Origin of the sequence: Georgenia daeguensis (assembly GCF_039537705.1) — a bacterium.
Taxonomy (GTDB): Bacteria; Actinomycetota; Actinomycetes; order Actinomycetales; family Actinomycetaceae; genus Georgenia; species Georgenia daeguensis.
This window is the reverse complement of sequence record NZ_BAABBA010000002.1, coordinates 182251-204249: the sequence shown is the minus strand read 5'-3', so window position 1 is coordinate 204249 and position 21999 is coordinate 182251. Positions and strand designations below refer to the sequence as shown.

The window sequence follows — 21999 nt, the reverse complement described above, 5'->3', positions numbered from 1 at the left end:
TCCGCCCCTCGGCGGGCTGGGAGGTGAGGGCCGTCGTCGTCGCGTCGGTCATGGCGTGTACTCCAGGAAGGGGTCGTCCTTGGTGGTGCCGGCGGCGAGGATCGCCTGCTGCTTGCGCCCGAGCGCCCTCCTCCGTCCACCGGCCGGGCCGCGGCCGGTGGCGGGCGCGCCGTCGAAGCCGCGGCCGTAGTACTGCTCGAGGTAGTGCTGGCCGACCATGAGCACCGAGGTGATCACCAGGTACCAGATGGCGGCGACCATGAGCAGCGGGATGGGCAGGAAGATCCTGTTGCCGATCGCGTTCGTCGCGAAGGTCAGATCGAGCGTGAAGGGCACCGCGAGCACGAGCGAGGTGGTCTTGAGCATGGAGATCGTCTCGTTGCCGGTGGGCGGCACGATGACGCGCATGGCCTGGGGGAGCACCACCCGGCGCAGGATGGTGGACTCCTTCATGCCGAGCGCACGCGCCGCCTCCGCCTGGCCGGGGTCCACGCCGCCGAGCCCGGAGCGGAAGATCTCCGACAGGTACGCCGCCTCGTTCAGCGCCAGCCCGATCAGGGCCGCCCACGCCGCGGAGAAGACGTCGTTGGTGTCGAAGACGACGAACTCGGGCCCGAACGGGATCCCCAGGCTGAGCCGCGGGTACAGCACGCCGACCAGGCCCCAGAAGACCAGCTGCGTGTAGACGGGGGTGCCCCGGAAGAACCAGATGTACAGCCAGGACACCCAGCGCATCACCGGGTTGTCCGAGCGGCGCATGATGGCCAGCGTGAGGGCGAGCGCCACGGCCAGGACCATCGACCCGGCCGTCAGCAGGAGCGTCCAGCCCACGCCCCGGACGACGTTGACGTCGCGGAGGTAGAGCCAGACCACGTCCCAGCGGAAGTTCGGGTTCGTGACGAGGGTGTTGACCACCATCGCCGCCAGGACGGCGACGACGACGGCCGAGACCACCCGGCCCGGCCGCCGGACCGGGTGGGCGCGGATGAGGTCGGGCACGCTCTCGCCCGTCCGCTCGGCGGTGGTGAGGGCCATGCTCAGACCGCCGGGTTCAGCTCGGCGGTCTCCAGCGCGCCGCTGACGCCCCAGGTGTCGAGGATGTCCGCCCAGACGCCGTCGTCCATGAGGTGCTGCATCGCGGCCTGGAGGGCGGCGGTGAGCTCGGCGTCGTCCTTGGCGACGGCGATGCCCTGCGGGGCGGCGTCGGTGACCTCGCCGAGCTGCTCGATCTGCCCGCCGGTCTGGAGCGCGGCGTACTGCCCCACCGGGGAGTCGGCGTACATCACGTCGATCTTCCCGCCGACGAGGTTGGTGGTGACGTCGGCCTGGGAGCTGTACCGCAGCACCTCGATGGGCTCGGACCCGGCGTCGGTGCACGCGGCCGAGAGCACGTCGGCGTCCTCGTCCTGGATGGTGCCGGTCTGCACACCCATGGTGGTGCCGCACAGGTCGGCGGGGTCCAGGTCCTTCGGGTTGCCCGCCTGGACGGAGAAGGTCGAGCCGGCCGAGATGTAGGCGATCATGTTGACCTGCTCGAGCCGCTCGGCGTTGATGGACATCGAGGCGATGCCGGCGTCGTACTGGGTGCCGATGGCCGGGATGATCGAGGCGAACTCGGCGTGGCTGACCTCCACCTCGGCGCCGAGCACCCGCCCGAGCGCCTTGGCCAGGTCGACGTCGTAGCCGGTGGGGGTCTGGCCGTCCGGGCCGCCGAGGAACTCCGCCGGGGCGTACTGGAGGTTGTCGCCGACCGTCAGCGTCCCGTCGAAGTCCGCGGGGAGCATCGCGGCGATCTCGTCCACCTTCTCGACCGTGGACACGTCGTAGCTCGGCTCGGTGGCCGCCGCCGTCGTCTCCCCGGCCTCCGGCGCGGTCGCCTCGGAGGCGTTGGTGCACGCGGCGAGCACGAGGGTGCTGGCGACGGCGAGGGCGGGCAGGGCGGACTGGCGACGCATGGCAGGCTCCGGTGACGTTCTCGACGGGGACCTGACCACGATATATCCACGAACATGCATGACTATGCACGCGGTGGTGTGGGGTCGCGCACAGTGGCCGACGTGAGACGGCCGGGGGCCGGCGCCTTCCGGCACCGGCCCCCGGCCGTGAAGCTCAGCGACCTGTCACAGGTCGTAGTAGAGCTCGAACTCGTGCGGGTGCGGCCGCAGGCGCAGCGGGTCGATCTCGTTGGTGCGCTTGTAGTCGATCCAGGTCTCGATGAGGTCCCGGGTGAAGACGTCACCCTCGGTGAGGTAGTCGTGGTCGGCCTCGAGGGCCTCGAGCGCCTTGGGCAGGGAGTCGGGCAGCTGCTCGATCTGCGCGTGCTCCTCGGGCGGGAGCTCGTAGAGGTCCTTGTCGATCGGGTCCGCCGGCTCGATCCGGTTCTTGATGCCGTCGATCCCCGCCATGAGCATCGCGGAGAACGCGAGGTAGGGGTTGGACGAGGGGTCCGGCACGCGGTACTCGACGCGCTTGGCCTTGGGGGAGGAGCCGGTCACCGGGATGCGGATGCAGGCGGAGCGGTTGCGCGCGGAGTACACGAGGTTCACCGGGGCCTCGAAGCCGGGCACGAGGCGGTGGTAGGAGTTCACCGTCGGGTTGGTGAACGCCAGCAGCGAGGGGGCGTGGCGGAGCAGGCCGCCGATGTACCAGCGGGCGATGTCCGACAGGCCGCCGTAGCCGCGCTCGTCGAAGAACAGCGGCTTGCCGTCCTTCCAGAGCGACTGGTGGGAGTGCATGCCCGAGCCGTTGTCGCCGAACAGCGGCTTGGGCATGAAGGTGGCGGACTTGCCCGCCTGCCACGCCGAGTTCTTGATGATGTACTTGAACTTCATCACGTCGTCCGCCGCGGCCCGGAGGGTGTCGAAGCGGTAGTTGATCTCCTGCTGGCCGGCGGTGCCCACCTCGTGGTGCGCGCGCTCGACGTCGAGGCCGACCTCCTGCAGGACGCGGACCATCTCGTCGCGCAGGTCAGCCATCTGGTCGTTGGGGGAGACCGGGAAGTAGCCGCCCTTGTAGCGGGTCTTGTACCCGAGGTTGGCGCCGTCCTCGTCACGGCCGGTGTTCCAGGCGGCCTCGGCGGAGTCGAGGTAGTAGAAGCTCGAGTGCTGCGTCGTCTGGAAACGCACGTCGTCGAAGATGTAGAACTCCGCCTCGGCGCCGAAGTAGACGGTGTCGGCGATGCCGGTGCTCTTCAGGTAGGCCTCGGCCTTGGACGCGATGTTGCGCGGGTCGCGGGAGTACGCCTCGTCGGTGAACGGGTCGACGATGGAGAAGTTGACCACCAGGGTCTTCTGCTTGCGGTACGGGTCGACGAACGCCGAGGTCACGTCAGGCACGAGCTTCATGTCGGACTCGTGGATCGCCTGGAAGCCACGGATGGAGGACCCGTCGAACATCAGGCCGTCGGTGAACGCGTCCTCGTTGAACGCCTCGACGGGGATGTTGAAGTGCTGCATGACGCCCGGCAGGTCGCAGAAGCGGACGTCGACGAACTTGACGTCCTGCTCCTTCGTGAAGGCGATGGCCTCCTCGGCGTTTGAGAACATCCGTTGGCTCCTTGAGGGGTAGGGCTGGGGGAGTCCGCCGCGATCGTCGATCCCGGGGAACGGTTGTGAAACTAGCCTGCGGCAGTTTCTCGTGTGTCACCTGAATGTGTCCGGCATGTTACGCGGGGCGGCGTGACGATGACGCTCGTCACACCGGCCGCCCGTCCGGCTGCGCGGGGCGACGGACGGCGCCCGGATACCCTGCAGTGGTGCCAGATCCTCAGTTCCCGCCCGTCGCCGGCCTGGGGCGCCGCATCCTCGGCCTCGCCATCGACTGGGCCCTCGCCTCAGCGATCAGCGCGGGCTTCTTCGGCTACGACGAGATGGCCACACTGGGAATCTTCGCCCTCATGACGTGGATCATGGTCGCCACGCTCAGCGCCACCGTCGGCCACGTGATCGCGGGCCTGGCGATCCGTACCCCGGGCCGCGGTCCTGCGGGCCCGGTCCGCGCGCTGGTGCGCACCGTGCTGCTCTGCCTGGTGATTCCCGCCGTCGTGTGGGGCAAGGACGGCCGCGGCCTGCACGACATCGCCGCGGGCACGGTCGTCACCCGCATCCGCTGAGCCCTGCGCTCGTGACGTCCCAGCGGCATCCGCTGACGCGTCGCGCCCCGGAGACGACGACTGCCCGCCGGTAACCTGACGGCTCGGCGGGCAGCTGACGTTCGGCGAGGACCTGACGGCTCGGCGAGACCTGACGCCTCGCGAGGCGTGGCGGGGCGGCTCAGCGGCCGCGCATGCCCTTGCGGTCGGGCCGTGCCTTCATCGGGTCGACGCCCTTCGGGATGGGCATCTTGGTGCTGCCGAGGGCCTGGAGGCGCCTGGCCACCTGTGCCACCTCGGCGGTGGTGAGCGTCTTCTTGAAGCCCTGCACGGTCTTGGTGAGCTTGCCGATGGGGACCTGGCCGCTCTCGTTGCCGTACTGGACCAGGTGGACGGGGACGTTCGGCGCCACGCGGGAGACCTTCCGGCGCTCGTCCTCGAGCATGCGGGTCACGCGGTGCGAGGGGCCCTCCGAGACGAGCACGATGCCGGGGCGGCCGACCATCCGGTAGACCAGGTCCTGATGACGCGGGTTGACCGCAACCGGCTGCTCCTCGATGTTCCAGCCCCGGCGGATCTGGCCGAGGACTGCCCCGGCGGCGCCGGGGCGCCCGTCGATCTGGGAGTAGCTGGCCTTCCGCGTCTGGGTGGCGAGCAGGACCATCATGAGCATCAGGGCCAGCAGCAGGCCGAAGAACGCCATGTAGACCGGGTGGCCCCAGGCGAAGCCGATGGCGAGCGAGACGCCCATGACCAGCACGAAGACACCGATCAGCAGCCAGGTGACCGACGGGTTGACCTGCCGCGTGAGCCGGTAGGCGTCCCGGATGTTGTGGTACCAGCGCTGCTTCTTCTCCGTGGGGGCGGCGGAGGCGCTCGCGCCCTCGTTCTTCTTGCGGGCCATGATCGCCAAGGATACCGGGCCGCGGGGGGACCGCGGACCGACCCGCGGCCGGTGCCGACATCCCTGGCCGGCCGTGACCCCGCTGGACGGCGGTCCGGCCAGCGGGGCCGCCACGGGCACCTCAGCGCACCAGCGCGGCCGCCTCCTGGCGGGACGTCGTCGGCTCCGTCAGGTGCGTCAGCGCGGGCGGCACCTCCAGGCCCTTCTTCGTCATGGCGCGACCCCACAGGCGGCCGGCACGGTAGCTCGAGCGCACCATGGGACCGGCCATGACCCCGAGGAAACCGATCTCCTCGGCGATCTCGGAGAGCTCGACGAACTCCGCGGGCTTGACCCAGCGCTCCACGGGGTGGTGGCGCACGGACGGGCGCAGGTACTGGTTGATCGTGAGCAGGTCCGTGCCGGCGTCGCGCAGCTGCTGCATGGCGTCGACGACCTCGTCGAAGGTCTCGCCCATGCCGAGCATGAGGTTGGACTTGGTGACGAAGCCGTCCTCGGCGGCAGCGGCGATCACCCGCAGCGAGCGCTCGTAACGGAAGCCCGGACGGATGCGGCGGAAGATGCGCGGCACCGTCTCGAGGTTGTGGGCGAGCACCTCGGGCCGGGAGGAGAAGACCTCGGCGAGCTGGTCAGCCTTCGCGTCGAAGTCGGGGATGAGGAGCTCGACGCCCGTGCCGGGGTTGAGCGCGTGGATCTGCCGGACAGTCTCGGCGTAGAGCCAGGCGCCGCCGTCGTCGAGATCGTCACGGGCGACGCCGGTGATCGTGGAGTACCTCAGGCCCATCTGCTGGACCGAGCGGGCCACCTTGAGCGGCTCAGTGCGGTCGAGGGCGGAGGGCTTGCCCGTGTGGATCTGGCAGAAGTCGCAGCGGCGGGTGCACTCGGAGCCGCCGATGAGGAAGGTGGCCTCGCGGTCCTCCCAGCACTCGAAGATGTTGGGGCAGCCCGCCTCCTCGCAGACCGTGTGCAGGCCGCCGCCGTGCACGAGCTGCTTGAGCTCGCGGTACTCCGGGCCCATGACGGCCTTCGTCTTGATCCACTCGGGCTTGCGCTCGATGGGCGTCTCGGCGTTGCGCGCCTCCACACGAAGCATGCGTCGGCCCTCGGGGGCGATCGTCACGGTGGGAACCCCGTTCTGCTCGCTGATGGTGTGTGTTCGATAGTACGTGGCCGGGCCCGCGGGGGACCGGGCGGTCGACGGGGTGGTGGTCGGGTCCGCCGAGGCGGCCGCAGCCGCTCAGGAGCGTGCGGCGAGGGCGGTCCCGCCGGCGGTGAGCGGCGTGAGGGCACGGACCAGCTCGTGCCCGAGGTCGTCGACGACGTCCAGCGGTGTGACGGTGCGGCCGGTCTCCGCCGTGAGTGACGTGACGTCGGCGTCCTCGATGCCGCAGGGCACGATCGGGGCGTAGGCCGACAGGTCAGGATCGGCGTTCAGCGCGATGCCGTGCATCGTCACACCGCGGGCGACCCGGACGCCGACGGCGCAGAGCTTCCTGTCCCGGCCGCGCTCGTCGGCCAGCACCCACACGCCGGAGCGGCCGTCGACGCGCGCGGTCGCGACGCCGTGGTGCGCCGCGACCTCGATCACCGCCCCCTCGAGGGCGCGCACGTAGGCGACGACGTCGACCGGCTCGGCGAGGCGGACGATGGGGTAGGCCACGAGCTGGCCGGGACCGTGCCAGGTGATGCGGCCGCCCCGGTCGACGTCGACGACCTCGGTGCCGTCGGTGGGGCGGTCGCCCCGGCCGGTGCGCCTGCCGGCGGTGTAGACGTCGGCGTGCTCGAGCAGCAGCACGGTGCCGGGACGCTCCCCGGCGACGACCTGGGCGTGGATGCGGCGCTGCAGGTCCCACGCCCAGCGGTAGTCCACCAGTTCAGAGCCGAGGCGCACGCGTTCGAGCTGCACCCCCACGATCCTAGTCCGCGCTCTCCACAGGCCAGGTCCGCCGCCTCAAGGCTGTGGAGGACGCGGGCGGAGGTGTGGACCTCGTGCTTTCGTCCAGCCATGCCCGTCCTGCGCCGCCCGTCCCGCCCCGCCGACGTCCCCTCGGTGCCCGGGTACCGCCTGGAGACACCCGTGGGGTTCGGGGCGGGCGGGGCGGTGTGGGCCGCGCGCGACCCGGCGGGCCGGACGGTGGCGGTCGCGTTCGTGAGCCTGCCGCCGGGGGAGCGCGGTGCAGCCACGTTGCGGCGCCTGGGCGCCCTGCGGTCCACGGCGAACCCGCACCTGCCCAGGGTGCTTGACGTCGTGGGCGTCGACCCGGGCCGGTGCGCGCTGGTCTGCGAGATGGTCGACGGTCCGACGCTGGCGACGGTCCGGGCAGCCCGCGGCGATCTGCCGCCGGGCGCGGCGGCGACCCTCCTGGGCGCGCTGGCGTCCGCGCTCGCCCACCTGCACGACCACGGTGTCGTCCACGGCGACGTCGCCCCGACGAACGTCGTGCTCACCGCCGGAGGCGTTCCCGTGCTGGTGGACCTCGCCGGAGACGTCTCCCACGAGCGCGGCACGCCGGGCTTCGTCGCTCCCGAACGACGCCGCGGTGCCCCGGCGAGCACCGCCGCCGACGTCTGGGCGCTGGCGCGTGTGGTCGGCTGGGCCGCGGCCCAGGTAGACGGCGCGGACGTGCTCGCCGCGGCACTCGCGCCCGACCCGGCACTGCGGCCCGCAGCCAGGGACCTCGCCCGGTGCGCAGAGTCCCTGTCACCTCCGGCCGCGATCGAGCTGCCCTCCGGCGCGGACCTCGCGCAGGCCCGGCTCCGGTCGGGGCAGGCCGCCACCGAGGTCGCCGCCCTTCGCCGCCCGCGCGGCCGCCATCGCCGCACCCGCCGGTTGCCGGGCGCGCAGGTGGCGCTCGCCCTCGCCGCCCTCATGCTCGGCCTGACCCTCGCGCACACCGTCACCGGCGCCCGCTCGCCATCACCGAGGCCTCTGGCACCCGCTGAGGCCTCCGCCGTGGTCCGGGAGCTCGTCGGCGAGCGGGACGAGGCGTTGCGGCGGGGCGAGACCGAGACGCTCGCCCAGCTCACGGTGCCGGGGTCACCCGCCGCGCGCGAGGACGCGGCGCTGGTGGAGCGTCTGCGGGCGGCGGGGGTGCGGGCCGACACGCTGAGCACCACGGTCCAGGAGGTCGTGCTCGTCGAGGCGACGGGCGAGCCGGGACCACGCGCGGTCGTGGAGGTGGTCGTGCGGCAGGAGGAGTACCTCCTGGTGCCGGCCGCCGGGTCGTCAGGTGGGACGTTGCAGGACGGCGGTCAGGCGGTGCCCGCCCAGGATCCGCGATGCGTCCGGATGGTGCTCATGGGCCCGGCACCGTGGCGGCTGGCCGAGACTGCGCGCTGTTCTCGCGCTCCTGCGTGAGCCGTGCCGCGGGGCGCGCGCGCCTGCCTGAGCCGTGTCCCCCGCGCCTGCCCACGCGGCGTCTCACGGCGCTGCGCCTGCGAGAGGCCGCGGGATCTTCCCGCGGACATCGCGTCAGCGGCGGCCGTGACGGTCGCGGTCGGCCACCCAGGGTGCGGCCGCGGCGAGGTCCGGGTGGCTGAAGGTGAAGCCGTCGTCGAGCAGGGCGCGCGGCTCCACCCGACGGGAGGCGGCGAGGAAGTCGGCGAAGTCCCGCCCGGCGAGGGCGAGCGCCCAGCGGGGGGCGTGCACCACCGCGGGCCGGCGCATCGCAGAGGCCAGGGCGTCGACCAGCTCGCCCTGCCTGGCGGTGCCCGGCGCGGAGAGATTGACCGGGCCGGTGAGGGTCGAGTCCATCAGGTGCAGCTGGGCGCGCACGTGGTCGGCCAGGGTGATCCACGGGAACCACTGACGGCCGCCGGCGATCGGGCCGCCGAGCCCGAGACGGATGAGCCGGGTCAGCGGCGCGATGGCCCCGCCCGAGGGGGCCAGGGCGGGGGAGGTCCGCAGGAGGACCACGTCCGCTCCGGCGTCGGCCGCGGGCGTCGTCGCGGCCTCCCAGCGCCGGCAGACCTCTGCCAGGAACCCGTCGCCCGGCCGGCCGGCCTCGGTGAGAAGCTGCTCCCCACGGTCGCCGTAGAAGTCCGTGCCGCTCGCCTGGAGGAACCGCACGGGCCGGCGGCCGCGGGACACCGCATGGGCGACCGACTCGGCGAGCACCCGGGCGCCGTCGACCCGGGAGCGGAGGATCTCCTCCTTGTAGGCGGACGTCCACGGCAGCCGGCCCAGGGACGCGCCGCCGAGATTGACGACGACGTCCACGCCCGTGAGGGCCGTCGGCTCCAGCGTGCCGTCGGCCGGATCCCAGCGGATCTCCTCCGGGCCACGCGGCTCCCGCCGGACCAGCCGGCGGACGCTGTCCCCACGGCGCCGGAGGTGCCGGACGAGGTGGTGGCCCAGGAAGCCGGAGGCGCCGGCGACGAGCACGGTGCGCGACTGTGCTGCGCGCGGTACGGCGGGAGCGGTGTGCACCGCGGCGGAGGCCATGCGCGCAACGCTAACTGTGGCCGGGGACATACGACAGCGGGGCCCCGCACCGGTACCGGTGCGGGACCCCGCCGTGCTCGCGTCAGCGCGTCACAGACCGACCTCGGCGTCGAAGGCGCCCTCCTCGAGGCGCGCCTTGACGGTGGAGAGGAAACGGCCGGCGTCGGCGCCGTCGACCAGGCGGTGGTCGTAGGTCAGCGACAGGTAAATGATCGAGCGGATCCCGATGGTGTCGTTGCCCTCGGCGTCCTTGACCACTGCGGGCCGCTTGACGATCGTCCCCACACCGAGGATGGCGACCTCGGGCTGGTTGATGATCGGCGTGTCGATCAGCAGGCCGGCCGAGCCGGTGTTGGTGATCGTGAACGTCGAGCCCGAGAGCTCGTCCGGGGTGACCTTGCTGTCGCGGGTACGGGCCGCCAGGTCGTTGATCCGCTTGGCGATGCCACCGATGGTCAGGTCGCCCGCGTCCTTGATGACGGGGACCAGCAGGCCGCGCGGGGTGTCGACCGCGATACCGATGTGCTCGGCGCCGTGGTAGATCACCTGGTCGCCGTCGATCGTCGCGTTGAGCTTCGGGTGCGACTTGAGCGCCTCGGTGGCGGCCTTGACGAAGAACGGCAGGAAGGTCAGCTTCGTGCCCTCCGCCGCCTGGAACGCGGACTTGGCGCGCGCCCGCAGGGTGGCGATACGAGTGACGTCGACCTCCATGACCGAGGTGAGCTGGGCGGAGGTGTCCAGCGACTCGCGCATGCGCTTGGAGATGACCTTGCGCAGGCGAGACATCTTCTCGGTGGTCCCGCGCAGCGGGGAGACCTCGACGGGCGCCGTGGTCCTGGCGGGCGCGGCCGGGGCCGCAGCGGCCGGCGCGGCGGACGCAGCCTTCTCGGCGGCGGCCTTCTCGGCGGCCGCCTCGACGTCCTGCTTGCGGATGCGGCCACCGACGCCGGTGCCCTCGACCGTTCCGAGGTCGACGCCCAGGTCCCCGGCCAGCTTGCGCACGAGCGGGGTGATGTACGCGGTGCCGGCGGCGGCCGCGGCCCGGGGCGCCTCGCGGCGGGTCTCGGGCTTGGGCGCCTCCTGCGCGGCCGCGGGCTGCTGCAGCGGCTCTTCGGGCTTCGCGGCACCTGTCCGCGGCTGCTCCTTGGGGGCTTCTGCCTCGGGCTCCTCGGCCTTCGGCTCCTCGGCCTTGGGCGCCTCCTTGGGCTCCTCCTTGGGGGCCTCGGCCTGGGGGGCCGCGGCTCCGGCCGCGCCGACGATCGCGAGGTCGGTGCCGACCTCGACCGTCTCGTCCTCCTGGACGAGGATCTTCACGACCGTTCCGGCGACGGGGGAGGGGACCTCGGTGTCGACCTTGTCGGTGGAGACCTCGAGCAGGGGCTCGTCGACCTCGACCGTGTCGCCCTCCGCCTTGAGCCAGCGGGTGACGGTGCCCTCGGTGACCGACTCGCCCAGCGCGGGCATCTTCACGGCCTCGCCGGAGGCCTCGCCGCCGCCGGACGGGGCGCCGCCGGACGGGGCGGAGGCGGTGGCCTCCTCCTTCGCCTGCTCGGCCGGCTTGGACTCCTCGGCGGCGGGCTGCGCGGCCTCGACCTCCTCGGCGGCGGGCTGGGCGCCCGCTGCCGGGGCGGTGTCGGGCTCCCCGCTCGTCCCGGTCTCCTCGGGGGCCGCCTCGCCGCCGCCGGAGCCGTCGCCGATCACGGCGAGCTCGGTGCCGACCTCGACGGTCTCGTCCTCCTCCACGAGGATCTTCTCGACGGTTCCCGCGACGGGGGAGGGAACCTCGGTGTCGACCTTATCGGTGGAGACCTCGAGCAGCGGCTCGTCGACCTCGACCGTGTCCCCGACCGCCTTGAGCCACCGCGTGACGGTGCCCTCGGTGACGGACTCGCCCAGCGCGGGCATCTTCACGGACTCAGACATGTCCTGAAATCTCCTTCGATCGGGTCAGTTGTGCGCGTGCAGCGGCTTGCCGGCCAGGGCCAGAGCGGCCTCGCCCAGTGCCTCGTCCTGCGTCGGGTGGGCGTGGATGAGGGCGGCGACGTCCTCGGGGTAGGCCTCCCAGTTGACGATGAGCTGGCCCTCGCCGATGAGCTCGCCCAGGTGGGCGCCGAGCATGTGGACACCGACGATCGGGCCGTCCTTCTCGCGCACGAGCTTGACGAAACCGGTCGTCTGGAGGATCTGGGACTTGCCGTTGCCGCCGAGGTTGTACTCCAGCGCCTGGACGTTCTCGGCGCCGTACGTCTCCTTGGCCTCGGCCTCGGTGAGACCGACCGAGGCGACGTTCGGCTCGCAGTAGGTCACGCGCGGGATGCCGGACTCGACGATCGGCGCGGGGTTCAGCCCCGCGATCTCCTCGGCCACGAAGATGCCCTGCTGGAAGCCGCGGTGGGCCAGCTGCAGGCCGGGCACGATGTCGCCGACGGCGTAGACGTTGCCGACGCCCGTGTGGAGGCGCTCGTTGGTGAGCACGAACCCGCGCTCCATCGGGATGCCGTTCTCCTCGTAGCCGAGGTTGGCGGTGGCCGGACCACGGCCGACGGCGACCAGGAGCAGCTCGGCCTCGAAGGTCTTGCCGTCCTGCGTGGTGACCTTCACGCCGTCGTCGGTCTGCTCGACGCCGGAGAACATCGTCTTGGTGTGGAAGGCGATCTTGCGCTTGCGGAAGGCGCGCTCGAGGCCCTTGGAGAGGGCGACGTCCTCGTTGGGCACGAGGTTGGGCAGGCCCTCGATGATCGTGACCTCGGTGCCGAAGGAGTTCCACACCGAGGCGAACTCCACGCCGATCACGCCGCCGCCGAGGACGATCGCGCTCTTGGGGATGAAGTCCAGCTCGAGCGCCTGCTCCGACGTCAGGACGCGACCACCGATCTCGAGGCCCGGGAGGGACTTCGAGTACGAGCCCGAGGCGAGGACGACGTGCTTGCCCTTGTACCGCGTGCCGTCGACCTCGACGGTGTCCTGCGAGACGAGCTTGCCCCAGCCGTTGATCAGGTCGACCTTGCGGGAGGAGACCAGACCCTGCAGACCCTTGAACAGGCGGTTGACGATGCCCTCCTTGAAGGAGTTCACGCCGCCCATGTCGATGCCCTCGAGCGAGCTCTTGACGCCCACGCCCGCGCTCTCGCGGATGGTGTCGGCCACCTCGGCGGAGTGCAGCAGCGCCTTCGTGGGGATGCACCCTCGGTGCAGGCAGGTGCCGCCGAGCTTGTCGGCCTCGATGAGCGCCACCTTCATGTCGAGCTCGGCGGCCCGCAGCGCCGCCGCGTAGCCTCCGCTCCCGGCTCCCAGGATGACGATGTCGTACTCCTGCGTATCAGCCACGTACCTCTCCTTGAGCGCGCGCAATGACCCTGGCTGGGTCAGGTTCGCGGCCATTGTTTCACCCAAACCGCGTCCAGGCCCATTCGTCCCCGGCCGCGAGCCCCGCCGCCGGCGGGTGCTGTCCGTCACACCGGCCGGTGCGCCGCGCGCCGGTGACCCGGCGCCAGCGCCTCACCCTCAGCGCTCCGCGGCCGCCTCGAGCACGGAGAGCAGCGTGCGCAGCCCCATCCCCGTGCCGCCCTTGGGCGTGTAGCCGTACGGGGTGCCCTCGTTGTAGGCGGGGCCGGCGACGTCGAGGTGGGCCCACGGGACGTCACCGACGAACTCCTTGAGGAACAGCCCGGCGACGAGCATGCCGCCGTACCGGTCGCCCATGTTGGCGAGGTCCGCGACGGGCGACCTCAGCGACTCGCGCAGCTCGGTGGGCAGCGGCATCGGCCAGAACTGCTCGCCGGCGGACCCGGCGGCCGCCACGATCTCCTCGCGGGCGGCGTCGGTCCCCATGACGGCGCCGACGCGGCTGCCGAGGGCGACCATCTGGGCTCCGGTGAGCGTGGCGATGTCGATGATGACGTCCGGGCTCTCCTCACGTGCCGCGGCGAGGGCGTCGGCCATCACGAGCCGGCCCTCGGCGTCGGTGTTGAGCACCTCCACCGTGGTGCCGTCGCGCATGGTGACGACGTCGGAGGGGCGCTGGGCGCCGCCGCCGGGCATGTTCTCCGCCAGAGCGAGCCAGCCGGTGACCTTCACGGGCAGGTCGAGGGCGGCCGCGGCGAGCACGGTGTGCAGGACGGTGGCGGCGCCGGCCATGTCGTCCTTCATGTTCTCCATGCCCTTCGCGGGCTTGAGGGAGAGGCCGCCGGAGTCGAACGTGATGCCCTTGCCGACGAGGGCGTAGTGGGCCCGGGCGCGGGCGGGCGCGTGGACGACCTTGACGAGGCGGGGCGGCCGGGCGGAGCCCTGCCCGACGCCGACGAGACCGCCGTAGCCGCCGGCGGCGAGCTGCTCCTCGTCGAGGACGCTGACCTTGACGTGGCTGCCCTTGGCGGCCGCCCGCGCCTCCTCCGCGAAGGACTCCGGGTACAGGTGCCGCGGTGAGGCGTTGACCAGGTCCCGCGCCCCGCGCACGCCGTCGGCCACCGCCTGGGCCCGGGCGAGCGCCGCACGGACCTCCTTCTGCCGCGCGGCCGCGGTGGCGAGCTCGATCCGGGCCACGGGGGCAGGGTCGGAGGTCTTGTAGTGGTCGAACCGGTAGGCGCCGAGCAGGGCACCCTCGGCGACCGCGCCGACCTGGTCGGCGCGGTCGGCCGGCAGCGCGAGCACGACGTCCGCGGACCCGGCTAGCGAGCGCACCGCGGCCCCGGCCGCACGGCGCAGCGCCTCGAGGCCGACCTCGCCGTCCGTGACCTTGCCCACGCCCGTGAGCACGACGACGGTCGCGGCGAGCTGCTCTCCGGCGGGCACGCGGACCACCTCGTCCGCCTTGCCGCTCACCCCGAGGGCGGGCAGCAGGTCCGCCAGCGCGGCGAGGCTCTTCCGCGGGAGCCCGGCGGGCAGGAGGCGGGGGCCGTCGTCGTCCTGGGCGACGGCGAGAACGATCGCGTCGGCGCTGGTGCGGGCAGGATCCTTGGTGCTGAGCTTCAGGTCGGTCACCTCCCGAATGCTAGCCCGGCCCCCGGGGGCGGTAATCTCCCGGGGTGCTCCTCACCGTCCTGCTCACCTCCGTCCTGGCCGGCGCCCTCGGCCTGTGGGCGGCGTGGTACGCGGTGCGCGGCCGTCCGGTGCTGTTCAAGCAGCTGGTGGGCGGCGCCGCGGTCGAGCTGGCGCTGCTGGCCCAGACGGTCGTCGCGCTGGTGGCCGGCGCCGGCGGGCACGGGCCCGAGGAGCCGTGGACCTTCTGGGGGTACCTGATCACCGCCCTGTTCCTGCTGCCGGTCGCCGCCGTCTGGGCGATGACCGACCGCACGCGGACCAGCTCGGTGGCGCTGCTCGTGGTGTGCGTCGCGATCCTGGCGATGCAGGCCCGGGTCTGGCAGCTATGGACGGCGTGAAAGAGGACGGCATGAGCAGGAGCGACGAGCAGGCGCCGGTGGCCAGCCACGGACGCGAGCACGTGGTCACGACGTCGGCGGAGGACACGCGCCGGCCCGCCTACGGGTTCGGGCGGGTCCTGATCCTCGTGTACGGGATCTTCGCCGTCGCCGCGACCGCCCGCGCCGGCGTGCAGCTGATCACCAAGGCTCACGAGGCCCCGCTGGCCTACACCCTCTCCGCCGTCGCCGGCCTGGTGTACGTGCTCGCCACGGTCGCGCTGGGCCACAACGGGCGCCGCATGCGCCGCGCCGGCTGGATCGCAGTGGTGTTCGAGCTCGTCGGCGTCGCCACCGTCGGCACGCTGAGCCTGGTGCGCCCGGAGCTCTTCCCGGACGACACGGTGTGGTCCGGGTTCGGCAGCGGCTACGGCTACGTGCCGGCCGTCCTCCCGCTGCTGGGGATCGCCTGGCTGTGGCACTCCAGCCCGGCCCGCATCGCCGCCCGCGCCGAGCAACGCTGACCCCCTCCGGGGGCGTCGGCACCCACGCCGGTAGGCTCGCGGCGTGTATCCCCTCCTCTTCCGCACGCTGGCGGTCCGCGTCGATCCAGAGCGGGCGCACCTGCTCGCGATGCGCCTCATCCGGACGGTCTCGCGGGTCCCGGTGCTCTCCGGCGCGGTGCGCGTCACGCTCGGACGGCGCCCCGCCGTCCCGGTGCCCGGCGCGGCCGACGGCGGACCGTTCGTCAGGCCCGTCGCGGGCGTACTGGGTCTCGCGGCAGGCATGGACAAGGACGCCGACACCGTGCTCGGCATGGACATGCTCGGCTTCGGGTTCGTCGAGGTCGGCACGGTTACGGCGCTCCCGCAGCCCGGGAACGAGCGCCCGCGCCTGTGGCGCCACGTGGAGCTGCGGGCCCTGCGCAACCGGATGGGCTTCAACAACCGCGGGGCTGCGGCGGCCGGTGAGGAGCTGCGGCGGCTGCGCGCCACCCGGCGGGGCCGCTCCGTCGTCGTCGGCGCGAACATCGGGAAGAGCAAGGTCACCCCGCTGACGGAGGCGGTTGCCGACTACGTGACGAGCGCCCGCCAGGTCGCCCGGTGGGCCGACTACCTCGTGGTCAACGTCTCCTCGCCCAACACGCCGGGGCTGCGCGACCTGCAGGCCGTCGACTCGCTTCGGCCCATCCTCGCGGCGGTGCGCGCCGCGGCCGACGAGTCGGCCGGGCGCGCGGTCCCGCTGTTCGTCAAGATCGCCCCGGACCTGAGCGACGAGGACGTCGACGCCGTCGCGGACCTCGTGCTCGAGCTCGACCTCGCGGGTGTCGTGGCGACCAACACCACCGTCGCCCACGACCTCGGCCCGGGCGGGCTCTCGGGCGCGCCGCTGCAGGAGCGTTCGCGCGCCGTCGTCGCCCGCCTGCGGCGCCGGCTGGGGGAGGGGGCGACGATCATCGGCGTCGGCGGCATCGCGTCCGAGTCCGACGCCCGCGCGATGATCGACGCCGGCGCGGACCTGCTCCAGGCCTACAGCGCGTTCGTCTACGAGGGGCCGGCCTGGCCGGGGCGGATCAACCGGGCCCTCGCCCACCGCTGAGGGGGGCGCGCGCCCGGCGCCCGTGCCGGTGCTGGCGGCTGCGGCGCGGTCAGGGCCGCCCGTGCGGCGCGTTCTCCCAGGTCAGAGCGGGGTCGCGGACGACGGCGTCGCCGAGGATGTCGTCGATGCGCGTCATCACCTCCTCGGGGATCCGCACCCCCGAGGCGCTCACGTTCTCCGCCACCTGCTCGGGGCGGGACGCGCCGATGATCGCGGCGGCGACGTTGCCGTGCTGCAGCACCCAGGCCACGGCCAGCTGCGCCATGGTGAGGCCCAGGTCCTCGGCCACGGGCCGGAGCTCCTGGACCCGGTTCAGGAGGTCCTCGTCGAGGAAGCGCTTGATCGTCGAGGCGCCGCCCTTCTTGTCCCGGGCCCGCGAACCCTTGGGCAGCTCCCCGCCGGGGGCGTACTTGCCGCTGAGCACCCCCTGGGCGACCGGGGAGAAGACGATCTGCGAGATCCCGAGGTCCTCCGACGTCGGGATCACCTGCTCCTCGATCACCCGCCAGAGCATCGAGTACTGCGGCTGGTTGGAGATGACCTGGAAGCCCAGGTCGGTGGAGAAGTCGTGCGCGAAACGGATCTGCTCCGCGGTCCACTCCGAGACCCCGATGTACAGCGCCTTGCCCTGGCGCACGACGTCCGCGAAGGCCTGCATGGTCTCCTCGATCGGCGTGGCGACGTCGTAGCGGTGCGCCTGGTAGACGTCGACATAGTCGGTGCCCAGCCGCCGCAGCGAGGCGTTCACCGACTCCATGATGTGCTTGCGCGAGAGCCCGGAGTCGTTCGGGCCCTTCGGTCCGGTGGGCCAGTAGACCTTCGTGAGGATCTCGAGCGACTCCCGGCGCTGCCCCTTCAGGGCCTTGCCGAGGACCTTCTCGGCCTTGCCGTTGGCGTAGGCGTCAGCGGTGTCGAACGTGGTGATACCCGCGTCCAGGGCGGCGCGCACGCACGCCAGGGCCGTGTCCTGGTCCACCTGGGAGCCGTGGGTGAGCCAGTTGCCGTAGACGATCTCGGAGATCTTCAGGCCGGAGCGGCCGAGGTGGACGTGGTTGACCATGACCCGATCGTAGGGACCGGCGCGCGCCGTCCGCGCGGCGACGGACGCCCCCGGTCCGCTCCGGCGGGACCCGCAGCGAGGCTCAGGCGGGACCCGCAGCGAGGCTCAGGCGGGGTACTCGCCGCGTCCGACCTGCGGCTTCGGCTGGCGCATCCGGCGGAAGTAGAAGCTGCGCCCGAACGCGTAAAACCCGGTCCATGGCGGGACCTGGTCGGCACCGAACTTGTTGCGCAGCCGGCGCTTGAGGAGCTGGACCATGATCAGGGAGTCCACGATCGCCACGAGCAGCACCCCGTACATGGCGAGCACCAGCGCGTTCGCCAGCTGGGGATAGCGCCCGGCGAACATCATCGCGACGATCATCAGCAGCGCCAGCGGCATGAAGAACTCCGCGATCGACCAGCGGGCGTCGACGTAGTCGCGGGCGTACCGGCGCACGGGCCCCTTGTCGCGCAGCGGGAGGTAGCGCTCGTCGCCGGTGGCCATGGCCTGGCGCTGCTTGAGGTACGCCTCGTTGCGCTTCTCGCGCGCGATCCGCTTGGCCTCCTTGCGGTCGTCCGGCACGAGCGGGCGCTTGTTGCGCGACTCGGCCTCCCTGCGCGTGGGCGTGGGGCGGCCCTTGCCGTTGGTGGTCTCCACGGGCTGCGGCTCAGGCTCGACGGGGGTGCTCTTGCGTCCGATCACCCCAGCAGGGTAGTCGAGCGCGCCCCCCTGCCGCGGCGTCCCGCCGGGGGCCGGACGCGTGGGCACTACGCTCGCTCGGGTGACCTCCGTCGACGAACTCGCCCGCCGCACCCACGAGGCCTTCGGCCAGATCCGCTCCGACCTCGAGGCGCTGGTCCGCATCCCCAGCGTCTCCGCCCCCGCCTTCGACCAGGCTCACGTCCGCGCCAGCGCCGAGGCCGTCGCCGCGCTGCTGCGCGACGCCGGCATGCCGCAGGTCGACGTCCTCGAGGTGGAGCTGCCCGACGGACGCCCCGCCGTCCTCGCCCACCGTCCCGGTCCCGACGGCGCACCCACCGTGCTCCTCTACGCCCACCACGACGTCCAGCCCCCGGGGGAGGCGGCCGGCTGGGGGAGCGACCCGTTCGAGCCGACCCTGCGCGGCGACCGGCTCTACGGGCGCGGCGCCGCCGACGACAAGGCCGGGATCATGGCCCACGTCGGGGCCCTGCGCGTCCTCGGCGACGAGCTCGGGGTCGGGGTGACCGTCTTCGTCGAGGGCGAGGAGGAGATCGGCTCGCCGACCTTCACGCCGTTCCTGCGCGCCTACCGGGCCCGGCTCGAGGCCGACGTCATCGTCGTCGCCGACTCCAGCAACTGGCAGGTGGGCGTCCCGGCGCTGACCACGTCCCTGCGCGGCCTCGTCGACTGCGAGGTCGAGGTGCGGGTGCTCGGCCACGCCGTCCACTCGGGGATGTTCGGCGGCCCGGTCCTCGACGCCGTCACGCTCATGTCCCGCCTCGTCGCCACCCTGCACGACGACCACGGCGACGTCGCGGTGGCGGGGCTCGTCTCGCGACCCGAGGCCGCCGTGGAGTACCCGGAGGACCAGTTCCGCGCCGACGCCGCCGTCGTGGACGGCTACCGCCTCGCCGGGACGGGGCCGCTCGCGGCCCGGATGTGGACCCGGCCCGCGATCTCGGTCATCGGTGTCGACGCCACGTCCGTGGCGCACGCGTCCAACACCATCGCCCCGGTCTGCCGGGCGAAGCTGTCCATGCGCATCGCTCCCGGGCAGGACCCCGCCGAGGCCGAGCGGCTCCTGCACGACCACCTCCTGGCCCACGCCCCCTTCGGCGCCCAGGTCACCGTCACCCCGGGCGAGCGGGGGCAGGCCTTCGACGCCACGGAGGACACCGAGGAGATGCGCACCGCGCGCTGGGCGTTCGCCCAGGCGTGGGGGCGTGAGCCCGTCGACATCGGCGTGGGCGGGTCGATCCCGTTCATCGCCGAGCTCCAGGAGGTCTTCCCCGGGGCGAAGATCCTCGTCACGGGGGTCGAGGACCCGGACTCGCGCGCGCACAGCGAGGACGAGTCCGTCCACCTGGGGGAGCTGGAGAAGGTCGTGCTCGCCGAGGCGCTGCTGCTGGGACGCCTGGCCGGCCGCGTCTGACTGGCGGGTCGCGCCGGCCGCCACCGGCCGCCACCGGCCGCCGCGTTCGGCGGCTCGCCCCGCGGGCCGCTCAGCCGGTGCCGGTGGGCTCGGTCGACGTCGCCGGGCCCTCGCTGCCCTCTGGAGCGTCGGCGACGGCGACGTCGAAGTCCACCTGCCCCGTCTCGGTGTCGACCGCCGTCACCGTCGCGGTGACGGGGTAGATCGTCTCCGGGTCCGCCTCGGTGGTGAGGTCGCACACGACCTCGGCGCCGACCTCGGCCTCGAGCTCCTCGGCGCACGCGACGACCGGCCGGACCCCGACCTCCTCCTGGAGCGCGTCGGCGATCTGCTCCGCCACGACCTCGGGCGCGAGCGGCTCCACCGTCCGCGAGCCCGAGCAGCCGGCGAGCACGAGGGCGCCCAGCACCGGGAGGACCCACGCGGGAGCCGTCCGCGCCGCCTTCGTCATCGTCCGCCCTCTCGCCCGGTTCACTGCGCAGATGCTGCCACAACGGCGGCTTTCCGGCCCTCCGGAGCCGTTATGGCCCGCCGGCCGGGAGGACCATGGCGGTCCCGGTGGGCCCACGCCCCGCGGGCCGCCATAGAAGGCGGGCGGCAGTCGTCCCGGCCGTGGTCTGCGGTCGGCGTCCCGGCCGTGCGGCTGCTGGGATGATGGCGCCGTGCGCATCCTCATCGCCCCCGACCGCTTCTCCGGCACCGCCACGGCCGTCCAGGCCGCGCACGCGCTGGCGGCCGGCTGGGCGCAGGGCGCCCCGGACGACACCGTGAGCGAGCTGCCGCTCTCCGACGGCTCCGCCGGGCTCCTCGACGTCGTCGCCGACGCGCGTGGGGGGCGTCTCGTCCCCGTGCCGGCCTCCGGCCCGCTCGGGTCCGCCGTGGCGGCCGCCGTGCTGCACGTGCCGGGCTCCGCGGGCGGCACCGTCTACGTCGAGGCCGACCAGGTCCTTGGCACGCACCTCGTCCGGTCCCACGAGCGTGCCGAGGCGGCGCGCCGGGGGACCAGCGCCGGCCTGGGCACTCTGCTGGCCGCGGCCCTGGCCACCGGGGCCCGCCGCGTCGTCGTGGGTCTCCCGGCCACCGCCGCGGTCCACGACGGCGGGGCCGGCCTCCTCCACGCTCTCGCCACGGCCGCCGGGGCCGCGCCGGGGGAGTCCGCCGCGCCGCTGAACGCCGGGGCGGCGGGGCTCGGTGCGCTGGGGCCGGACGTCGCGGCCCTGCTCGGCCCCGCGCGCGAGGCTCTCGCCGGCCACGACGTGGTGCTCGCCGTCGCCGACGACCTGCCCCTGCTCGGCCTGCACGGCGCCGGAGCGGTGCTCGGGCAGGACCCCGCGATCGGACCGGCTCTCGCGCAGGAGCTCGAGCGGGCGCTGGGGCACGCCACCGACCTGCTTGAGCGGCACGCCGTCACGCTGCCCACCCGCACCCTGCTCACCGTCGCCGGCGCGTCACCCGCGGCGGGCCGCGCCGCACGCCAGGAGGGGAGCGGGGCCGCCGGGGGCAGCGCCTTCCTGCTGCGCCTCCTGGGGGCCCGGGCCCTGCCCGGGGCAGAGGTGGTCGCCGACGCGGTCGGGCTCCGCGGGGCCGTGGGGGAGGCCGACCTGGTGGTGACGGGCGGGCGCGTCCTGGACGCCCGCAGCCTCACCGAGTCGGTGGTCGCCACCGTCGCCCGCGCCTCCCTGCACCACGCCCTGCCGGTGGTCGTGGTCGCGGAGGAGGTTCGCACCAGCCGCCGCGAGGTCGCCCCGCTCGCCATCAGCGGGACGTACGAGGTGCACGACGGCGGCCGCCGGCGCACGGGCGGCGCGCCCACGCCGGCCGGTGCCCACGCGGACGAGGACGGCGCCCCCACCGACCTGCCCGCGGCGCTCGTGGCCCGCGCGGCGCGGCTGGCGCGCACCTGGTCCGCCTGAGCGGGCCGCCGAGCCGTTCCTCCTCGCCGTCGGGACGAGGGTCCGTGCGCTCCGGGCCCGGGAGGACGTACGCTGCTGGGGGAACAACGCGGCGGACGACGCCGTTGGCGTTGGAGGAAGACGTCCCGAGGAAGCGGAGATACCCATGAGCGAGACCACCGAGAAGGTCACCACCCACGGCGTGGAGCTGACCGACGTCGCGGCGAACAAGGTTCGCACGCTGCTGGAGCAGGAGGGACGCGACGACCTTCGCCTGCGCGTGGCGGTGCAGCCCGGCGGGTGCTCCGGCCTGATCTACCAGCTCTACTTCGACGAGCGCATGCTCGACGGCGACGCGGTGCGCGACTTCGGCGGCGTCGAGGTCATCGTCGACCGCATGAGTGTGCCCTACCTCGAGGGCGCCACGATCGACTTCGCGGACACCATCGAGAAGCAGGGCTTCACGATCGACAACCCGAACGCGACCGGGTCCTGCGCCTGCGGGGACTCGTTCCACTGATCGACCCGGCGAGCACC

The 21999-nt window shown here is 73.2% G+C and carries 21 protein-coding genes; 8 read left to right on the top strand and 13 right to left on the bottom strand.

Annotation, left to right across the window (positions count from 1 at the left end):
* Positions 1 to 48: 48 nt before the first annotated feature.
* The 3 genes from ABD774_RS02630 to glnA form a co-directional block, all read right to left on the bottom strand.
* Positions 49 to 1035, bottom strand: coding sequence for an amino acid ABC transporter permease (locus ABD774_RS02630; protein ID WP_345037325.1), 987 nt, complete (start codon positions 1033 to 1035; stop codon positions 49 to 51).
* A 2-nt stretch (positions 1036 to 1037) separates the two neighbouring features.
* Positions 1038 to 1955, bottom strand: coding sequence for an ABC transporter substrate-binding protein (locus ABD774_RS02625; RefSeq protein ID WP_345037323.1), 918 nt, complete (start codon positions 1953 to 1955; stop codon positions 1038 to 1040).
* A 165-nt stretch (positions 1956 to 2120) separates the two neighbouring features.
* On the bottom strand, positions 2121 to 3545 hold the full coding sequence (gene glnA, locus ABD774_RS02620; RefSeq protein WP_345037320.1) for a type I glutamate--ammonia ligase: 1425 nt from the start codon (positions 3543 to 3545) through the stop codon (positions 2121 to 2123).
* A gap of 209 nt (positions 3546 to 3754) precedes the next feature.
* Between glnA and ABD774_RS02615 the strand changes: the two genes are divergently transcribed.
* On the top strand, positions 3755 to 4111 hold the full coding sequence (locus tag ABD774_RS02615; protein WP_345037318.1) for an RDD family protein: 357 nt from the start codon (positions 3755 to 3757) through the stop codon (positions 4109 to 4111).
* Positions 4112 to 4271: 160 nt separating this feature from the next.
* Here ABD774_RS02615 and ABD774_RS02610 read toward each other — a convergent pair whose 3' ends face one another.
* The 3 genes from ABD774_RS02610 to lipB all read right to left on the bottom strand — a co-directional run bounded on the left by ABD774_RS02610 (position 4272) and on the right by lipB (position 6900).
* Positions 4272 to 4994 (bottom strand): DUF4191 domain-containing protein, encoded by a 723-nt coding sequence (locus tag ABD774_RS02610; RefSeq protein ID WP_345037316.1) that lies wholly within the window; start codon positions 4992 to 4994, stop codon positions 4272 to 4274.
* Between the two features lie 121 nt (positions 4995 to 5115).
* Positions 5116 to 6114, bottom strand: coding sequence for a lipoyl synthase (lipA, locus tag ABD774_RS02605; protein ID WP_345037314.1), 999 nt, complete (start codon positions 6112 to 6114; stop codon positions 5116 to 5118).
* A 117-nt stretch (positions 6115 to 6231) separates the two neighbouring features.
* Complete coding sequence (lipB, locus tag ABD774_RS02600) at positions 6232 to 6900, bottom strand: lipoyl(octanoyl) transferase LipB (protein ID WP_345037313.1); 669 nt, start codon at positions 6898 to 6900, stop codon at positions 6232 to 6234.
* A gap of 99 nt (positions 6901 to 6999) precedes the next feature.
* Between lipB and ABD774_RS02595 the strand changes: the two genes are divergently transcribed.
* Positions 7000 to 8352: a protein kinase domain-containing protein gene (locus ABD774_RS02595; protein ID WP_345037311.1), complete on the top strand. Its 1353-nt coding sequence runs from the start codon at positions 7000 to 7002 to the stop codon at positions 8350 to 8352.
* Between the two features lie 114 nt (positions 8353 to 8466).
* Here ABD774_RS02595 and ABD774_RS02590 read toward each other — a convergent pair whose 3' ends face one another.
* The 4 genes from ABD774_RS02590 to ABD774_RS02575 form a co-directional block, all read right to left on the bottom strand.
* The gene (locus ABD774_RS02590) at positions 8467 to 9438 is read right to left on the bottom strand and encodes a TIGR01777 family oxidoreductase (protein WP_345037309.1); all 972 of its coding nucleotides are present in this window, start codon (positions 9436 to 9438) and stop codon (positions 8467 to 8469) included.
* 90 nt (positions 9439 to 9528) lie between these two features.
* Positions 9529 to 11361: a 2-oxoglutarate dehydrogenase, E2 component, dihydrolipoamide succinyltransferase gene (sucB, locus tag ABD774_RS02585; RefSeq protein WP_345037307.1), complete on the bottom strand. Its 1833-nt coding sequence runs from the start codon at positions 11359 to 11361 to the stop codon at positions 9529 to 9531.
* A gap of 24 nt (positions 11362 to 11385) precedes the next feature.
* A complete protein-coding gene (gene lpdA, locus ABD774_RS02580) occupies positions 11386 to 12765 on the bottom strand; it encodes a dihydrolipoyl dehydrogenase (RefSeq protein ID WP_345037305.1) in 1380 nt (459 codons plus the stop codon).
* Between the two features lie 177 nt (positions 12766 to 12942).
* Positions 12943 to 14418: a leucyl aminopeptidase gene (locus ABD774_RS02575; RefSeq protein WP_345037303.1), complete on the bottom strand. Its 1476-nt coding sequence runs from the start codon at positions 14416 to 14418 to the stop codon at positions 12943 to 12945.
* A 44-nt stretch (positions 14419 to 14462) separates the two neighbouring features.
* Between ABD774_RS02575 and ABD774_RS02570 the strand changes: the two genes are divergently transcribed.
* From ABD774_RS02570 to ABD774_RS02560, 3 genes are read left to right on the top strand one after another with little or no spacing between them, the layout of a single operon-like run.
* The gene (locus ABD774_RS02570) at positions 14463 to 14816 is read left to right on the top strand and encodes a hypothetical protein (protein WP_345037300.1); all 354 of its coding nucleotides are present in this window, start codon (positions 14463 to 14465) and stop codon (positions 14814 to 14816) included.
* An 11-nt stretch (positions 14817 to 14827) separates the two neighbouring features.
* The gene (locus ABD774_RS02565; protein WP_345037297.1) at positions 14828 to 15319 is read left to right on the top strand and encodes a hypothetical protein; all 492 of its coding nucleotides are present in this window, start codon (positions 14828 to 14830) and stop codon (positions 15317 to 15319) included.
* A gap of 43 nt (positions 15320 to 15362) precedes the next feature.
* Positions 15363 to 16394 (top strand): quinone-dependent dihydroorotate dehydrogenase, encoded by a 1032-nt coding sequence (locus ABD774_RS02560; RefSeq protein ID WP_345037295.1) that lies wholly within the window; start codon positions 15363 to 15365, stop codon positions 16392 to 16394.
* A 49-nt stretch (positions 16395 to 16443) separates the two neighbouring features.
* Here the strand turns inward: ABD774_RS02560 and ABD774_RS02555 are convergent, their stop codons facing one another.
* Entirely contained in the window at positions 16444 to 17454 is a 1011-nt protein-coding gene (locus ABD774_RS02555) for an aldo/keto reductase family protein (protein WP_345037292.1), read from the bottom strand.
* A gap of 105 nt (positions 17455 to 17559) precedes the next feature.
* Entirely contained in the window at positions 17560 to 18138 is a 579-nt protein-coding gene (locus ABD774_RS02550; RefSeq protein ID WP_345037290.1) for a DUF3043 domain-containing protein, read from the bottom strand.
* A 79-nt stretch (positions 18139 to 18217) separates the two neighbouring features.
* Here ABD774_RS02550 and ABD774_RS02545 point away from each other — a divergent pair, with 79 nt between their 5' ends.
* Positions 18218 to 19570, top strand: a complete 1353-nt coding sequence (locus ABD774_RS02545) for a dipeptidase (RefSeq protein ID WP_345037287.1) — start codon at positions 18218 to 18220, stop codon at positions 19568 to 19570.
* Positions 19571 to 19640: 70 nt separating this feature from the next.
* On the opposite strand, the gene ABD774_RS02540 is transcribed toward ABD774_RS02545, so the two are convergent.
* Positions 19641 to 20021, bottom strand: coding sequence for a DUF4333 domain-containing protein (locus ABD774_RS02540; protein ID WP_345037285.1), 381 nt, complete (start codon positions 20019 to 20021; stop codon positions 19641 to 19643).
* A 211-nt stretch (positions 20022 to 20232) separates the two neighbouring features.
* Between ABD774_RS02540 and ABD774_RS02535 the strand changes: the two genes are divergently transcribed.
* Both ABD774_RS02535 and erpA read left to right on the top strand, forming a co-directional pair.
* Positions 20233 to 21483, top strand: a complete 1251-nt coding sequence (locus tag ABD774_RS02535; RefSeq protein WP_345037283.1) for a glycerate kinase — start codon at positions 20233 to 20235, stop codon at positions 21481 to 21483.
* A 145-nt stretch (positions 21484 to 21628) separates the two neighbouring features.
* Positions 21629 to 21982 carry an iron-sulfur cluster insertion protein ErpA gene (gene erpA / locus ABD774_RS02530; protein WP_345037281.1) on the top strand — a complete coding sequence of 118 codons (354 nt, stop codon included), beginning with the start codon at positions 21629 to 21631 and terminating at the stop codon, positions 21980 to 21982.
* Positions 21983 to 21999: the final 17 nt, after the last annotated feature.

Bases quoted from the DNA above. Each gene is read 5' to 3' on its own strand.
- ABD774_RS02630 (WP_345037325.1), bottom strand. From the start codon at position 1,035: ATGGCCCTCACCACCGCCGAGCGGACGGGCGAGAGCGTGCCCGACCTC.
- ABD774_RS02625 (WP_345037323.1), bottom strand. From the start codon at position 1,955: ATGCGTCGCCAGTCCGCCCTGCCCGCCCTCGCCGTCGCCAGCACCCTC.
- glnA (WP_345037320.1), bottom strand. From the start codon at position 3,545: ATGTTCTCAAACGCCGAGGAGGCCATCGCCTTCACGAAGGAGCAGGAC.
- ABD774_RS02610 (WP_345037316.1), bottom strand. From the start codon at position 4,994: ATGGCCCGCAAGAAGAACGAGGGCGCGAGCGCCTCCGCCGCCCCCACG.
- ABD774_RS02595 (WP_345037311.1), top strand. From the start codon at position 7,000: ATGCCCGTCCTGCGCCGCCCGTCCCGCCCCGCCGACGTCCCCTCGGTG.
- ABD774_RS02590 (WP_345037309.1), bottom strand. From the start codon at position 9,438: ATGGCCTCCGCCGCGGTGCACACCGCTCCCGCCGTACCGCGCGCAGCA.
- sucB (WP_345037307.1), bottom strand. From the start codon at position 11,361: ATGTCTGAGTCCGTGAAGATGCCCGCGCTGGGCGAGTCCGTCACCGAG.
- ABD774_RS02565 (WP_345037297.1), top strand. From the start codon at position 14,828: ATGAGCAGGAGCGACGAGCAGGCGCCGGTGGCCAGCCACGGACGCGAG.
- ABD774_RS02555 (WP_345037292.1), bottom strand. From the start codon at position 17,454: ATGGTCAACCACGTCCACCTCGGCCGCTCCGGCCTGAAGATCTCCGAG.
- ABD774_RS02540 (WP_345037285.1), bottom strand. From the start codon at position 20,021: ATGACGAAGGCGGCGCGGACGGCTCCCGCGTGGGTCCTCCCGGTGCTG.
- erpA (WP_345037281.1), top strand. From the start codon at position 21,629: ATGAGCGAGACCACCGAGAAGGTCACCACCCACGGCGTGGAGCTGACC.